General features: G+C 64.4%; 13 protein-coding genes. 10 read left to right on the forward strand and 3 right to left on the reverse strand.

What is annotated here, in order from left to right:
* Positions 1–2: 2 nt before the first annotated feature.
* From PD284_RS12800 to PD284_RS12830, 7 genes are all read left to right on the forward strand, one after another.
* On the forward strand, positions 3–821 hold the full coding sequence (locus tag PD284_RS12800) for a biotin--[acetyl-CoA-carboxylase] ligase (protein ID WP_274628575.1): 819 nt from the start codon (positions 3–5) through the stop codon (positions 819–821).
* Between the two features lie 103 nt (positions 822–924).
* The gene (locus PD284_RS12805) at positions 925–2,589 is read left to right on the forward strand and encodes a ribonuclease J (protein WP_274628576.1); all 1,665 of its coding nucleotides are present in this window, start codon (positions 925–927) and stop codon (positions 2,587–2,589) included.
* A 113-nt stretch (positions 2,590–2,702) separates the two neighbouring features.
* Positions 2,703–3,107: a methylmalonyl-CoA epimerase gene (gene mce, locus PD284_RS12810; protein ID WP_274628577.1), complete on the forward strand. Its 405-nt coding sequence runs from the start codon at positions 2,703–2,705 to the stop codon at positions 3,105–3,107.
* Entirely contained in the window at positions 3,104–3,370 is a 267-nt protein-coding gene (locus PD284_RS12815) for a DUF1467 family protein (RefSeq protein ID WP_274628578.1), read from the forward strand. Before mce ends, PD284_RS12815 begins: the two co-directional genes overlap by 4 nt.
* Before the next feature lie 498 nt (positions 3,371–3,868).
* Entirely contained in the window at positions 3,869–5,197 is a 1,329-nt protein-coding gene (gene proS, locus PD284_RS12820) for a proline--tRNA ligase (protein WP_274628579.1), read from the forward strand.
* Positions 5,194–6,477 (forward strand): lipoprotein-releasing ABC transporter permease subunit, encoded by a 1,284-nt coding sequence (locus tag PD284_RS12825; protein ID WP_274628580.1) that lies wholly within the window; start codon positions 5,194–5,196, stop codon positions 6,475–6,477. Before proS ends, PD284_RS12825 begins: the two co-directional genes overlap by 4 nt.
* Positions 6,477–7,157, forward strand: coding sequence for an ABC transporter ATP-binding protein (locus PD284_RS12830; protein WP_274628581.1), 681 nt, complete (start codon positions 6,477–6,479; stop codon positions 7,155–7,157). Before PD284_RS12825 ends, PD284_RS12830 begins: the two co-directional genes overlap by 1 nt.
* Positions 7,158–7,192: 35 nt before the next feature.
* On the opposite strand, the gene PD284_RS12835 is transcribed toward PD284_RS12830, so the two are convergent.
* A complete protein-coding gene (locus PD284_RS12835; RefSeq protein WP_274628582.1) occupies positions 7,193–8,527 on the reverse strand; it encodes an ATP-binding response regulator in 1,335 nt (444 codons plus the stop codon).
* A 5-nt stretch (positions 8,528–8,532) separates the two neighbouring features.
* Complete coding sequence (locus PD284_RS12840; RefSeq protein ID WP_338036651.1) at positions 8,533–9,792, reverse strand: FIST N-terminal domain-containing protein; 1,260 nt, start codon at positions 9,790–9,792, stop codon at positions 8,533–8,535.
* A gap of 195 nt (positions 9,793–9,987) precedes the next feature.
* Here PD284_RS12840 and PD284_RS12845 point away from each other — a divergent pair, with 195 nt between their 5' ends.
* The 3 genes from PD284_RS12845 (at position 9,988) to PD284_RS12855 (ending at position 13,792) form a co-directional block, all read left to right on the forward strand.
* A complete protein-coding gene (locus PD284_RS12845; protein WP_274628583.1) occupies positions 9,988–10,488 on the forward strand; it encodes a (2Fe-2S)-binding protein in 501 nt (166 codons plus the stop codon).
* Between the two features lie 145 nt (positions 10,489–10,633).
* The gene (locus PD284_RS12850; RefSeq protein WP_274628584.1) at positions 10,634–12,982 is read left to right on the forward strand and encodes a xanthine dehydrogenase family protein molybdopterin-binding subunit; all 2,349 of its coding nucleotides are present in this window, start codon (positions 10,634–10,636) and stop codon (positions 12,980–12,982) included.
* Positions 12,983–12,994: 12 nt separating this feature from the next.
* Complete coding sequence (locus PD284_RS12855) at positions 12,995–13,792, forward strand: FAD binding domain-containing protein (protein ID WP_274628585.1); 798 nt, start codon at positions 12,995–12,997, stop codon at positions 13,790–13,792.
* A 102-nt stretch (positions 13,793–13,894) separates the two neighbouring features.
* Here the strand turns inward: PD284_RS12855 and PD284_RS12860 are convergent, their stop codons facing one another.
* Entirely contained in the window at positions 13,895–14,386 is a 492-nt protein-coding gene (locus tag PD284_RS12860; RefSeq protein WP_274628586.1) for an SRPBCC family protein, read from the reverse strand.
* Positions 14,387–14,432 lie beyond the last annotated feature (46 nt).

The following is a 14,432-nucleotide window of genomic DNA, read 5'->3' on the forward strand; positions in this document are numbered from 1 at the left end:
GCATGGCCTTTGTCCTCGGTCCGAAGGCGGCATTCGAAGCCTATCGGCTGGAGGCCTATGAAAGCGTCGGTTCGACCAATGCGATAGCATTGGAGCGGGCGCGCGCCGGCGATCCGGGCAATCTCTGGGTCGTCGCCAAGCAGCAGGAAAGCGGCCGCGGTCGGCGGGGCAGGGATTGGTGCAGCCCATACGGGAACCTTGCCGCAACACTGCTCGTCGTCGGGCGGTATGACCTTCGGCTGGCGGCCACACTCGGCTTCGTGGCCGGTCTTGCGCTGGCCGATGCGCTGGCCGCGGTGATGTCCGCAGGAGAGACGCCAGCAGGGGCGGGGAGGCCGGCGGGCAAAAGCCCTCGTTTCGAGCTCAAATGGCCGAACGATGTGCTTGCCGACGGCGCCAAGCTCTCTGGCATCCTGCTTGAATCGCATCTGCTGGGCGACGGGCGCATTGCGCTCGCGATCGGCACCGGGGTCAATGTCGTGGCCCACCCGCTCGATGCGCCCTATCCGGTCACGTCCCTCGCGGCGCTGGAGTTGTCCTGCGAGGCCGAGGCACTGTTTGGGGCACTCTCCGACGCGTGGACGGAGAACTTTCAAACATGGAACGCCGGCCACGGACTGCCTCAGGTGAGATCGCGCTGGCTTGACCGCGCGGCCGGACTGGGCAGGGACGTTACGGTCAATGTCGGAGGAGAGGTCAAGCGCGGCGTTTTCGAGACCATCGACGAGAACGGCTGCTTCGTGATCCGCGACCAGAGCGGGGCGGCGACGACGATCGCGGCCGGCGATGTGCACTTCGGCACCGTAGCGTCTGCACGGTGATGCCAGGGTTTTTTCATTTGCCGCCTGCACGACATCGCCAGTGCATTCCCCCGCTGCGAGATGAAGTAAAGTGTCGTCGGGTGCGCAGCGTAAGGAGTCTTTGATGGCCGGGAAATCGGAACTCGTTTTTGTCCCACTCGGCGGCGTCGGCGAAATCGGCATGAACATCGCCCTTTACGGATACGGGCCTGCCAACGCGCGCGAGTGGATGATGGTGGATGTCGGCGTCACCTTTCCCGACGCGCATCTGCCGGGGGTCGACCTGGTCATGGCCGACACGCGCTTCATCGAGGAGAATCTCGATTCCCTGAAGGGCATCGTCATCACGCATGCGCACGAGGACCATTACGGCGCGCTGCACGACCTCTGGCCAAGGCTGAAGGCGCCGGTATGGATGTCGCCGTTCACGGCGGGCCTGCTCGAGGCGAAGCGCCAATCCGAAGCAGGCGCTCCCAAAATCCCCGTGACGGTCTTCAAGGCCGGGGAGAAATTCACGGTCGGGCCGTTCCAGATAGAAGCTGTTCCGGTCGCACACTCGATACCGGAGCCTATGGCGCTCGCGATCACCACCCCGGCGGGAACGGTGGTCCACACCGGGGACTGGCGCATCGATCTCGCTCCGGAGATCGGGCCGCCGACCGACGAGGCGCGGCTGCGGGCGCTGGGCGATGCCGGCGTGCTGGCGCTGGTCTGCGATTCGACCAATGCGGTGCGCGAGGGAGACTCGCCTTCGGAGCAGGCCGTCGGCGCCAGCCTCAAGGAAATCATCTCGCAGTGCAAGGGCAGGGTCGCGGTCACCACCTTTTCGTCGAATGTCGGCCGCATCCGCTCGATCGCCGAGGCGGCGGCCGGGGCAGGGCGGCAGGTGATGGTGCTCGGCCGATCGTTGAAGCGGGTCATCAACGTTGCGGGCGAGCTCGGCTACATGGATGGCATGCCAGACTTCGCGGCGGAGGAGGACTACGCCTACATCCCGCGCGACAATCTCGTCATCATCTGCACCGGGAGCCAGGGAGAGGCCCGCGCCGCGCTCGCCAAGCTGGCGCGTGACGAGATGAAGACCGTCGGGTTGACACCTGGCGACACCGTCATCTTTTCCTCGCGCGTCATTCCCGGCAACGAGAAGGCCATTCTCGAGATCAAGAACCTGCTGATCGATCAGGGCGTCAAGGTGATCGAGGACGGCGATGCGCTGGTCCACGTCTCCGGGCATCCCCGCCGCAGCGAACTGCGCAAGATGTACGAATGGACGCGGCCTAAGATCGGTGTGCCTGTGCATGGCGAGGCGGCGCACCTGGTGGCGCACGGATCGCTCATGGCGACAAGCGGCATCCCGGACGTGGCGCAGGTGCGCAATGGCGACATCCTAAGGCTGTGGCCGGGCAAACCCGAGATCATCGACCAGGTGCCCTTCGGCCGTGTGTTCAAGGATGGCCTGCTCATGGGCAGCGAAGAGGCGATGGGCATTCGCGACCGCCGCAAGCTTTCTTTCGCGGGGCACGTGGCGGTGAACGTGGTCCTTGACGACAGATACGAACTGGCTGGCGATCCGGATATCGTATCCATCGGCGTCGCGCAGATCGACGCGGCCGGGGAGGACATGGAGGACCGGATGCTGGATGCGGCAATCGGCGCGGTCGACAGCATCCCCCGGCAACGCCGAAAAGATCTCGACCTCGTGCAGGAGGCGGTTCGGCGCGCGGTGCGCGGCGCGGCCAACGAAGCATGGGGCAAGAAACCTCTCGTGACGGTGTTTGTGACGAGATGAGTGAGTAGGGTATAGCGAATAGAGGTGATCGGTGGTCGATCCCTCATCGCTGGTCGCTCTTGTGCCGTTACGGCCCTTTGCTCATCGACTCGCTACTCGCTATGGACTTTGACATGCTCGGCCGCCTCAATCACGTCGCCATCGCCGTCCCCGACCTTGCTGCCGCCACGGCGCTCTATCGGGACACCCTCGGTGCGTCTGTGAGCGAGCCGCAGGCGCTGCCCGAGCACGGCGTGACGGTGGTGTTCGTCAATGTCGGCAACACCAAGATCGAGCTGCTGGAGCCGCTGGGCGGCGACTCTCCGATCGCCTCGTTCCTTGAAAAGAACTCATCCGGCGGCATGCACCACCTGTGCTACGAGGTGGACGACATCGTTGCGGCGCGAGATAGGCTGAAGGCTGCAGGCGCCCGCGTGCTCGGCGACGGCAATCCGAAGATCGGCGCGCATGGCAAGCCGGTTCTCTTCCTGCACCCGAAAGACTTCAACGGCACACTCGTCGAGCTTGAACAAGTATGAGCTGGATCTCGGGCGCAGCCATTTTCTTCATCATCTGGTGGGTCGTTCTTTTCGGAACGCTGCCGTTTGGGGTGCGGACCCAGGATGAGGACAATGACGTCACCTTGGGCACCGTAGCCAGTGCCCCGCGCGGACCCCACATGCTGCGCGCCTTCCTGCGAACGACTGCGATCTCCGCGCTGATCTTCGGCGTATTCCTCGTCCTGACGCGAGGATACGGGTTTGGCTTCGACGATATCCCGAGAGTCGTGCCGGATTTCTGAGAGCTCACGCCAGGCATCGGAGAGCTCACGAAGACTTCGGAGAGCCAACGTCAGGCATTCGTGAGCCGACGCAACAGATCAAGCGATGGTTGCAACTCGGCCAATCTGCAAAAAAAAAGCAAGGCACAAGGCCTTGCAATTTAAACGCGTCCGATCTGTTTCCGGTAAACCGGCGGCTGCGAATGACCGCGCCTAGATCGCATCCTCCCAAGACTTTGACCGCGTAAGACGGCAGATTTTTTCTGCTCTTCCAGTTGTGAGCGCACACTAGACCAAGGGGGGACGAAATGTCACGCACAAATTTTCTTGAATCGATCAATTGCTGTGCTGCGCTGCACAATCAATTGGCAGAGGTTGCCCTGAAGTTGGGCAGCCAAGCAGAGATGCTTCCGAGCCCGCTCTCGGGTTTCCATTCCGCCTTGAAATGGCTAAGAAGCGCTTGCACTCACCAGTTCGGTTCCGGGCGATTCCGCCCGGCCGCGTTTCACGGATAATTCGATGCGTTTGTCGCGCTACTTTTTGCCGATTTTGAAGGAGACTCCGCGGGAAGCGGAGATCGTTTCCCATCGCCTCATGCTGCGCGCCGGCATGATCCGGCAGCAGGGCCAGGGCTCCTTCTCCTGGCTGCCGCTCGGCAAGCGCGTGCTCGACAAGGTGTGCCGCATCATCCGCGAGGAGCAGGACCGGGCCGGGGCGCTCGAGATTCTGATGCCCACCATCCAGTCGGCGGAACTGTGGCGCGAGAGCGGCCGCTACGACGACTACGGCAAGGAGATGCTGCGCATCAAGGATCGGCAGGAGCGCGACATGCTCTACGGCCCGACCAACGAAGAGATGGTGACGGACATCTTCCGGTCCTACGTGAAGTCGTACAAGGACCTGCCGCTCAACCTCTACCACATCCAGTGGAAGTTCCGCGACGAGGTCCGGCCGCGTTTCGGCGTCATGCGGTCGCGCGAGTTCCTGATGAAGGACGCCTATTCCTTCGATCTGGATTACGAAGGCGCGCGTGCCGCCTACAACAGGATGTTCGTGTCCTACCTGAGGACATTTACGCGGATGGGCCTGCAGGCCATACCAATGCGGGCGGACACCGGTCCGATCGGCGGCGACCTCAGCCACGAGTTCATCATCCTCGCCGAAACCGGCGAGAGCCAGGTGTTCTGCCATCGCGACTATCTCGGGCTCGCCGTGCCTGGCGAGGACGTGGACTTCGCCAATGACGACGAGATCGGCGGCATCGTGAAGACGTGGACGACGCCATACGCCGCCACCGACGAGATGCATGACGAGAAGGCCTGGGAGGGCATTCCCGAAGAGCAGCAGGTTTCGGCGCGCGGCATCGAGGTCGGCCATATCTTCCATTTCGGCGAGAAGTATTCGAAGCCGATGGGGGCCAAGGTGGCGGGCCCAGACGGCAAGGAGCATTTCGTGTCGATGGGCTCCTACGGCATCGGCCCGAGCCGCCTCATCGCCGCCGTCATCGAGGCGATGCATGATGAGAACGGCATCGTCTGGCCGGAGTCGATTGCTCCCTTCGACGTGGCGCTGATCAACATGAAGGTGGGCGACGAAGCCTGCGACCAGCTGTGCGAGCGGATCAACTCGGTGCTCACCAAGGCCGGCAAGGACGTACTCTACGACGACACCGACCAGCGCGCCGGCGGCAAGTTCGCGACGGCCGACCTGATCGGCCTGCCCTGGCAGGTCATCGTAGGGCCGCGCGGAGCGGCCGCCGGCGAGGTCGAGATCAAGAATCGCCGCACCGGCGAGCGCGTGACCGTGCCGACCGAGCAGGTATTGCATCAGGTGAGCGGCGGCGCATGAGCCAGGCTGCGGCGCGATCGGCGGGCGCCGGCCCGTTCTCCACGTTCGAGCGCATGGTGGCTTGGCGCTACCTGCGTTCGAAGCGGAAAGAAACGGTCATCTCCGTCATCGCCAGTATCTCCTTCCTCGGCATCATGTTGGGCGTCGCCACGCTGATCGTGGTGATGGCGGTGATGAACGGGTTTCGCGCCGAGCTGCTCACGCGCATTCTGGGCATCAACGGCCATCTCGTAATCCAGCCGGTGGACCAGCCGCTGGAAGACTATGCGGAGATGGCGAAGCGCATTTCCGGCGTGCCCGGCGTCAAGTATGCGATCCCGCTCATCGAGGGGCAGGTGCTCGCCCAGGGCAGTATCGGAAGCGGGACAGGCGCGCTGGTGCGCGGCATCCGCGCCGAAGACCTCGCCCGGATGGAATTGGTGTCGAAGAACATCCGACACGGCACGATCGAAGGCTTCGACGACAGCGAAGGCGTGGTCGTCGGTCGTCGCATGGCCGAAAATCTCGGCCTCGTTCTGGGTGATACGCTGACCCTGATTTCGCCTGAAGGCGACATCACGCCGATGGGGACGACGCCCAGGATGAAGGGCTATCCGGTCGTCGCGATCTTTGAAGTCGGCATGTCCGAGTACGATTCAGGTATCGTCTACATGCCGTTTTCCGAGGCGCAGCTCTACTTCAACCAGGAGGGCAGGGCGCAGACCATCGAAATCTATGTCGACAATCCGGACGCAGTGGACGCGTTGCGCGAGCCGGTCGAAGCTGCTGCGCAGCGCCAGATATTCATGTCCGACTGGCGCCAGCGCAACCAGACGTTCTTTTCGGCACTGCAGGTCGAGCGCAACGTGATGTTCATGATCCTTACGCTGATCGTGCTCGTTGCGGCGCTGAACATCATTTCCGGTCTCATCATGCTGGTGAAGGACAAGGGCCACGACATTGCGATCCTGCGGACGATGGGCGCCTCGCGCGGCGCCATCATGCGCATCTTCCTGATGACCGGGGCGGCGATCGGCGTCACCGGCACGATCGCCGGAGTGGTCCTCGGGGTGGTCATATGCCTCAACGTCGAATCGATCCGGCAGTTCTTCTCGTGGCTGTCGGGGACGGTCCTCTTCAACCCGGAACTCTATTTCCTCAGCCAGCTGCCAGCGCGCATGGATTTCAGCGAAACCTTTTCCGTCATCATCATGGCGCTCGTCTTGTCGTTCATCGCCACCATCTTTCCTGCCTGGCGCGCGGCCACGCTCGATCCGGTCGAAGCGCTGAGGTACGAGTGATGGCGGAGGCCATAATCGAACTGCGAAAGGTCGAGCGGCATTACCTGCAGGGACAAAAGAAGCTCACCATCCTTAGTGGCGCCGACTTTGCCCTGACACCGGGCGAAATGGTTGCGCTGGTGGCCCCATCGGGCGCTGGCAAGTCGACATTGCTGCATACTGCCGGACTTCTCGAACGGCCCGACGCCGGCGATGTCATTCTTGCCGGTAGGGCTTGCGGCCGGCTGTCGGACGACCAGCGCACCGCGATCCGCCGCAACGACATTGGATTCGTGTACCAGTTCCATCACCTTCTGCCGGAGTTCTCCGCGCTGGAGAACATCATGCTGCCCCAACTGGTGCGGGGGCTTCCGGTGCCCGAGGCGAAGGACCGGGCGATGCAACTCCTCGAGTACATGCACATCGCCCAACGCGCCAACCACCGCCCGTCGGAGCTGTCGGGCGGCGAGCAGCAACGGGTGGCCATTGCGCGCGCAGTCGCCAATGCGCCGCTGGTCCTGCTGGCCGACGAGCCGACGGGAAACCTCGATCCGGTGACGGCGGGTTACGTATTCGACGCGCTGGCGGCGCTGGTCCGGCAGTCAGGGCTCGCCGCCCTGATCGCCACCCACAATCACGAACTGGCGGCGCGGATGGATCGCCGTGTAACGCTGAACGACGGCAAGGTCGTCGCGCTCTGACCGCACGGCGATTGCAAGGCGAAGGCTGACGACGGCTACGCCAGCAGGTGGGCCAGAAGCGCCCGCAGTTGCGCGGGCTTCACCGGTTTGCGCATCATCTCGATGTTCCGCGCCTTCGCCGTTCGGGCGATCTCGTCGGACGGGTCCGCGGTGATGATGAGCGCGGGCACGACGCGGCCGAGAAGCTGCCGCACGTCGGCGATCGTTTCCGTGCCGAGGTCGCCCTGGTCGAGATGCTGGTCGGCGATGATGATGTCGGGCGCCCAGTCGCCACCGTTCAGGGCCTCGATCGCCTCCGCGCTGTCCACCGCCGTGCGTACCGTGCAGCGCCAGCGTTCCAGCAATGTGCACATGGCCTCGAGAACGGGTTCGTCGTTCTCGATCAGGAGCACCTTGGTGCCGAACAGTCCGTAGCCGGGCGGCCGCTCGAGCTCGACGATCGCCGACTGCGTCTCCGCGGCCGCCATGGACACCAAGGACGCCTCCAGATGGAAGACGGTTCCCTTGCCGACAACCGAGGTGAAATCGACGCTGTGGCCGAGCGCGCCGGCCATCCGGCGCACGATCGCGAGGCCCAGCCCGAGGCCGCCGGCCGACAGGCCCATCGCGCGCGAGCCGCGGTTGAACTCTTCGAAAACGGCCTCCCGCTGATCTTCCGGTATGCCGCAGCCCGTATCGGCGACGTCGATGCGGATCACGTCGCCGCGCCGGCGGGCGCCGACCAGAACGCCACCCGACCGCGTGTACCGCAGAGCATTGGACAGGATGTTCTGGAGGATGCGCCTCAGCAGGCTGCGATCGGAGCGGACGCTGGCCAGAGTGGAGCGGAAGCGCAGATCCAGCCCCTTCTGCTCCGCAAGCGGCAGGAAGTCGGAGCGCAGCGACGAAAAAAGGTGATCGAGCGACACCGCGCCGACGGACGGCTGGACGACGCCCGCGTCGAGCTTGGAGATGTCGAGAAGGGTGCGTAGCAGGTCTTCCATCGTCTCCAGCGAGCGCTCGACCTGCCGCACCAGCTTGCGGCCTTCGTCGCCCACCTGGAGTTCGGCCAGCGCCGAGATGGACAGATGCGCCGCGTTGAGCGGCTGCAGCACGTCGTGGCTGGCCGCGGCCAGGAACCGTGTCTTGGAGAGATTGGCGAGCTCGGCGGCTTCCTTGGCCTCGACGAGGTCGATGTTGGATTGCTCGAGGCGGCGCAGCGTGGAACGCAGTTCCTCGGTGCGGCGGCGGACCGTGTTCTCGAGGTTGATCGCAGTCTGGAAGAGGGAGAAGGCGTTTCCCTGCTGGTCCATGGAGCGCTCGACACGGGAGATCAGCGCCGCGTTGATCTTCTTCAGCCTTTCGATGTCGTTGATGTGATCGATGCCCATGGCGGTCATTCCGCAGCGAGCCGCACGCCAAAGGCGATCGCCGTCAGTGTCTGGTTGAGATGCATTGACCGGTACTGCTCGCCATAGGTGTTGAAGCCGATGACGCGGTTCTCGCGGTAGAGGTCGGAAATGTCCCGGAATATCTGGCGATTCTGCGCGTCCAGTCGACGGAGTACGCAATCGAAGCCGAGGACCATGTCGATGCCTCCCAGCCTCTTTTCGACGTTTTTGAAGGCGCTGCGGGTCGACTGCACCATGCCTTTCGGTTGGGCGAGAGACAGCACGATGCCGTCGTCTATGGCGCAGAAAAAGGACAGCGAGCCGTCAGGAAGCACCTTCTGGATGGAGCGGCAATAGTATTCCCCGCCGACACGCAACACCACGGGATGCGAAGCGAAGCTCAAGGGCGTCAGCTGCGCGGTTTCAATGCCGACGGCTGCGGCGAACTCGTCCGCCGCGACGCCCGCATTGAATTCATGGACGACGCGGCGATCCGGGTCCGACGAGGTGACGACGAGCTTCTCGGCGGTAGGTTCGAAATTCTCGGTCTTGAACACCTGGAACGGCACGTCGGTCGCGATCAACACGACAACGGCGCAGTTCGAGGCGACCTTGCCGTTGCGGATCAGCGTTGTCGTCTCGAACTTGAGGTCGTCGCCGGCCGATGCCCCGATGAGCGGTATGTCGTTCAGGCCCCAGTGGATGGCCGACGTTACTGCCTCCTCTGCAAAGGACATGCCGTCGATGAAGCAGAGTGCGAACAGGTTGCGGTGGTGCGAGGGGTGTGGATGGGCGAGCATCGAGCGCTTGATCGCCTCGACCTCGCCGGTGATCTCGCTCAATCCCGAGGTCGAGAGGTTTTCAACCATTGCGGAAGCAGCCGCAAACGACGCCGTCGGGAAGAGCAGCGCGACGGCATGCCGTTCTTCCAGGCCGTTCGGCGTGATCTCCCCCGCCGTCGAACAGCCGACGAAAGCGAGCCTGGGCGCCGCTTCCACCAGAGCGTCGGACAGCGATTGTGCATCCATCAGAGCCTGGGAGAAAAACACCAACGCGAAGCCGGCATCGGCGGCAGCCGCTTCCCGGGCAATGTGCTGCGCAAACCCACGCGGATCGGGCGCGTCGGTTGTCAGCGCCAAAAGTCCGCAGCCATAGCTCGTGGTGACGACGGCCAGCGAAATTCCTCCCGAGTTCTTGTCCGGCGTCGTTTCCGCACGGATGGGCGCTTCGGTCGACGCCGCCGGCAGTTTTGTCCGAGCGGCCACGAATTTGCAATGCCCAACGGGCCCAGGTTCCCACCTTAAGTCCAATATACGACGGCGTGGGTGCGCTCCATTCTCGCTGCGGCAGGCGCTGAGAATCTGCGCCCAAGCTGTTGCTTTAAGTTGTGGAGTGGCGTCAGATTGCGGTCCCGAACCGGAGGGTTGGGATCGGTTGGACGAGAGCCAAGGGAGGTATCATTGTCTGAAGTATCGTTAGTGGTGAACGGGCGAAAGGTGAGCGGCTCCGTCGAGGACCGCACCCTGCTCGTTCATTTCCTCAGGGAGCATCTGGGACTGACCGGAACGCATGTGGGCTGCGACACCTCCCAGTGCGGCGCCTGCGTCGTCCATGTCGACGGCAAGGCCGTCAAATCGTGCACAATGCTCGCCGTGCAGGCGTCCGGCTCGACCGTCGTCACCATCGAGGGCCTGGCGAACGGCGCCGACCTGCATCCCGTGCAGGCGGCGTTCAAGGAACATCACGGCCTGCAGTGCGGTTTCTGCACGCCCGGCATGATCATGGCCGCCACGGACATGATCAACCGCCATCCCGAAGGTCTCGACGAGGCGACCGTGCGCACGGAGCTCGAAGGCAACATTTGCCGCTGCACGGGCTACCACAACATCGTCAAGGCGATCCTCGCCGCGTCGCAGGCAATGTCGAAGGGCAAGGGGAAGGCAAAGGCGAAGGCAGCGTAGTTCGAGCGCGGTTAGGGAGCAGCGAACAGCGAACAGGGATTACCCGAACGCTCTCGCGAGGTACCGAACGCATCGCTGGTCCGCTCCCGCAATTCGCTACCAACTACTCGCTATTCGCTTCGGAGTTTTGCGGAGGAGGTCTGCAATGGGAATGGAAGGCATTGGCGCCCGCGTGGCGCGTAAGGAAGACAAGAGGTTCATCACCGGCGGGGGCCGCTACACGGACGACATGGTCGTTCCCGGCATGAAGCATGCCGTGTTTGTGCGCAGTCCCTACGCACATGCCGACATCAAGAAGATTGACGTCAAGGCGGCGCAGGCCATGCCGGGCGTAATCGACGTGTTGACCGGCAAGCAGCTCAAGGCCGATGGCATCGGCAACCTGATCTGCGGCTGGATGATCCACTCGAAGGACGGCTCGCCCATGAAGATGGGCGCCTGGTCGCCGCTGGCGGTCGATCGCGTCCGCTATGTCGGCGACGCGGTGGTGATCGTGATCGCCGACACCAAGGGCCAGGCGCGCGACGCCGCCGAGGCCGTCGAGGTGACCTACAAGGAGCGGAAGTCGGTGACCGAGGCGGTGGATGCCCTCAAGCAGGGAGCGCCGCAGTTGCATCCGGAGGCCGAAGGCAACCAGATCTTCGACTGGGAACTCGGCGACGCCCAAGCGACCGACGCGGCGCTGGCCAAGGCCGCTCACATCACCAAGATGCACATCGTCAACAACCGCCTCGTGCCCAACGCGATGGAGCCACGCGCTACGCTCGGCCACTACGACAAGGCCGAGGACCACTTCACCTGCTGGACCACCTCGCAGAACCCGCACGTGGCGCGCCTTGTGATGAGCGCGTTCTACAACGTGGCGCCGGAGAACAAGCTGCGGGTGATCGCGCCCGACGTCGGCGGCGGCTTCGGCTCGAAGATCTTCATCTATCCCGAGGAAGTCGTCTGCCTGTGGGCCTCGAAGAAGACGGGCGTTCCGGTCAAGTGGGTGGCCGACCGCACCGAGAGCTTCCTCACCGACGCGCATGGCCGCGACCACGTGTCTGAAGTGCAGATGGCCTTCGACAAGGACAACCGCATCATCGGCCTGAAGGTCGACACGATCGCCAATTTCGGCGCCTACATGTCGCTCTTCTCGTCGTCGGTGCCGACCTACCTCTACGCAACCCTGCTGTCGGGCCAGTACAACATCCCGGCGATCCACGCGAATGTGCGGGCTGTGTACACCAACACGGCGCCCGTGGACGCCTATCGCGGGGCAGGGCGGCCGGAGGCCACCTACCTGCTTGAACGCACCGTCGAGACAGCCGCGCGCGAGCTCGGCGTGTCGCCGGCTGAACTGCGCCGCAAGAACTTCGTCACCCAGTTCCCGCACCAGACGCCCGTCATCATGGCCTATGACGCGGGCGACTACGCCGCCTCGCTCGACGCCGCCATGAAAGAGGCCAACTATGCCGGCTTCGAGAAGCGGCGCGCCGAGGCGAAGAAGCGCGGCAAGCTGCGCGGCATCGGCATGTCGAACTACATCGAGGCCTGCGGCATCGCGCCGTCGGCGGCGGTCGGTTCGCTCGGCGCCGGCGTCGGCCTCTGGGAGTCTGCCGAGGTGCGCGTCAACGCGGTCGGCACCATCGAGGTGTTGACCGGCTCGCACAGCCACGGCCAGGGCCACGAGACGACCTTCGCCCAGCTCGTCAACCAGCGCTTCGGCGTGCCGATCGACAGTGTGTCGATCGTCCACGGCGACACCGACAAGGTGCAGATGGGCATGGGCACCTACGGCTCGCGCTCGGGCGCGGTCGGCATGAGCGCCGTGGTCAAGGCGCTCGACAAGGTCGAGGCCAAGGCCAAGAAGATCGCCGCGCACCTGATGGAGGCCGACGAGGGCGACATCGTGATCGAGGACGGCGCGCTGAAAGTCGCCGGCACCGACAAGAGCGTTCCGTGGTTCCAGCTGGCGCTCGCCGCCTACACCGCCCACAACCTGCCCGCAGGCATGGAGCCCGGCCTGAAGGAGACGGCGTTCTACGACCCGTCCAACTTCACCTTCCCGGCCGGCTGCTACATCTGCGAGGTCGAGGTCGATCCCGATACCGGCGTCACCGAGATCGTCCAGTTCGTGGCGGCCGACGACTTCGGCAACATCATCAACCCGATGATCGTCGAGGGTCAGGTGCATGGCGGCATCGCCCAGGGCGTCGGCCAGGCGCTGCTGGAAGGCGCCCACTACGACGCCAACGGGCAGCTCATCACGGCGAGCTACATGGACTACACCATGCCGCGCGCCGACGACCTGCCGTCGTTCAAGGTGTCGACGTCCAACACGCCGTGCCCGGGCAATCCGCTCGGCATCAAGGGCTGCGGTGAAGCCGGCGCCATCGGCTCGCCGCCGGCGGTGATCAACGCCATCACCGACGCCATCGGCAACAACGACCTGTTGATGCCCGCCACGCCGCAGCGCGTGTGGGCGGCCATCAACGCCGCGAAGCACTGAGGAGGGGAAGTCATGTATTCGGTCAACTATCATCGGGCCTCCTCGGTTTCGGGGGCGGCCAAGCTCGCCAAGGGCGGAGACGCCAAGTTCCTGGCGGGCGGCATGACGCTCATCCCGGCCATGAAGACGCGGCTCGCCGCGCCTTCGGACGTCATCGACCTGACCCACATCGACGCGCTCAAGGGCATCAGCGTGTCGGGCAAGTCGGTGACGATCGGCGCGGCGACGACCCATGCCGAGGTGGCAAGCGACGCCAAGCTCAGGAAGGCGATTCCCGCGCTGGCAAGTCTCGCATCCCTCATTGGCGACCCGCATGTGCGCCACCGAGGGACGATCGGCGGCTCGATCGCCAACAACGATCCGGCGGCCGACTATCCGGCGGCGATGCTGGCGCTCGCCGCCACCATCGTCACCAACAAGCGCGAGATCCCTGCCGACAAGTTCTTCAAGGGCCTGTTCGAGACGGCGCTGAAGGACGATGAGATCGTGACTGCCGTCACGTTCACCGTTCCTGCCAAGTCGGGCTACTCGAAATTCCCGAATCCTGCCTCTCGTTACGCCATGACCGGCGTCTTCGTGACCAAGGACAAAGCGGGCGTGCGGGCCGCGGTGACGGGCGCCGGCGACAACGGCGTCTTCCGCTCGAAGGAGATCGAGGCCGCCCTGGCGAAGAAGTTCGACGCGGCTGCGCTCGACGGGGTCAAGGTGCCGTCGAAGAACCTCATGGGCGACATCCACGCCTCGCCGGAGTACCGCGCCAATCTCGTCGCGGTCATGGCGAAGCGGGCGGTCGCAGCCGCCAACGCCTGACATCAGGGCATTGACGAGGCGGCCGGCACGCACCGGCCGCTTCGTTTGTTCCCATTCCGGAGGGGCAGCATTTGCGGGCCGGATAGCGCCTGCCAACACGGCCTATCCGGCCGATCCGGATTCGCGCCGCTTCGCAAGGTAGCGTCGCAGACCAGCTTCGCCGCGCGGCGTCGTCCAGCGATGGTTCCAGGCAAAGGCCGGTCGCAACAGGGGCGAGAAGAATTTCAGGATCGGGCGCTCTACGATGACCTGCCAGGTCAGCTCGACGCGCGTGCCACCGTTCTCGGGGAAGAGATTTGCGGTCCACAGGCCGTCGAAGTCGCCATAGGTCTTCACGACGACCTTGCGGCCCGGCTCGAGTTCGGCGGCTTCGATGATGAAATTCAGCTCGTAGGGCAGGGCGCCGCGCGCCCGCGCCTTCGACCGTGCCCCAACCTGCCCCTTGCCGAGGTCGTTGAGCGGGGTGACTTCCCTGTAGACGTCGCCCCACCATTCGGGCAGCAGTGCCGCGTCCGAGAGCACGTCCCAGACCTCACCGGGCGCCGCTTCGGGGATGCGCCAGACCTCGTCGAAACGGAACACGTTGCTCGGCATGAAACCTCACACGAGGTTCGCCCGCCCCTGGTTTCAGCCCCCTGGT

The organism is Mesorhizobium shangrilense (genome assembly GCF_028826155.1).
Taxonomy (GTDB): domain Bacteria; phylum Pseudomonadota; class Alphaproteobacteria; order Rhizobiales; family Rhizobiaceae; genus Arvimicrobium; species Arvimicrobium flavum.

Excerpts from the sequence above, each read along its gene's own strand:
- PD284_RS12800 (WP_274628575.1), top strand. The coding sequence starts at position 3 with ATGGCCTTTGTCCTCGGTCCGAAGGCGGCATTCGAAGCCTATCGGCTG.
- PD284_RS12805 (WP_274628576.1), top strand. The coding sequence starts at position 925 with ATGGCCGGGAAATCGGAACTCGTTTTTGTCCCACTCGGCGGCGTCGGC.
- mce (WP_274628577.1), top strand. The coding sequence starts at position 2,703 with ATGCTCGGCCGCCTCAATCACGTCGCCATCGCCGTCCCCGACCTTGCT.
- PD284_RS12815 (WP_274628578.1), top strand. The coding sequence starts at position 3,104 with ATGAGCTGGATCTCGGGCGCAGCCATTTTCTTCATCATCTGGTGGGTC.
- proS (WP_274628579.1), top strand. The coding sequence starts at position 3,869 with ATGCGTTTGTCGCGCTACTTTTTGCCGATTTTGAAGGAGACTCCGCGG.
- PD284_RS12825 (WP_274628580.1), top strand. The coding sequence starts at position 5,194 with ATGAGCCAGGCTGCGGCGCGATCGGCGGGCGCCGGCCCGTTCTCCACG.
- PD284_RS12830 (WP_274628581.1), top strand. The coding sequence starts at position 6,477 with ATGGCGGAGGCCATAATCGAACTGCGAAAGGTCGAGCGGCATTACCTG.
- PD284_RS12835 (WP_274628582.1), bottom strand. The coding sequence starts at position 8,527 with ATGGGCATCGATCACATCAACGACATCGAAAGGCTGAAGAAGATCAAC.
- PD284_RS12850 (WP_274628584.1), top strand. The coding sequence starts at position 10,634 with ATGGGAATGGAAGGCATTGGCGCCCGCGTGGCGCGTAAGGAAGACAAG.
- PD284_RS12855 (WP_274628585.1), top strand. The coding sequence starts at position 12,995 with ATGTATTCGGTCAACTATCATCGGGCCTCCTCGGTTTCGGGGGCGGCC.
- PD284_RS12860 (WP_274628586.1), bottom strand. The coding sequence starts at position 14,386 with ATGCCGAGCAACGTGTTCCGTTTCGACGAGGTCTGGCGCATCCCCGAA.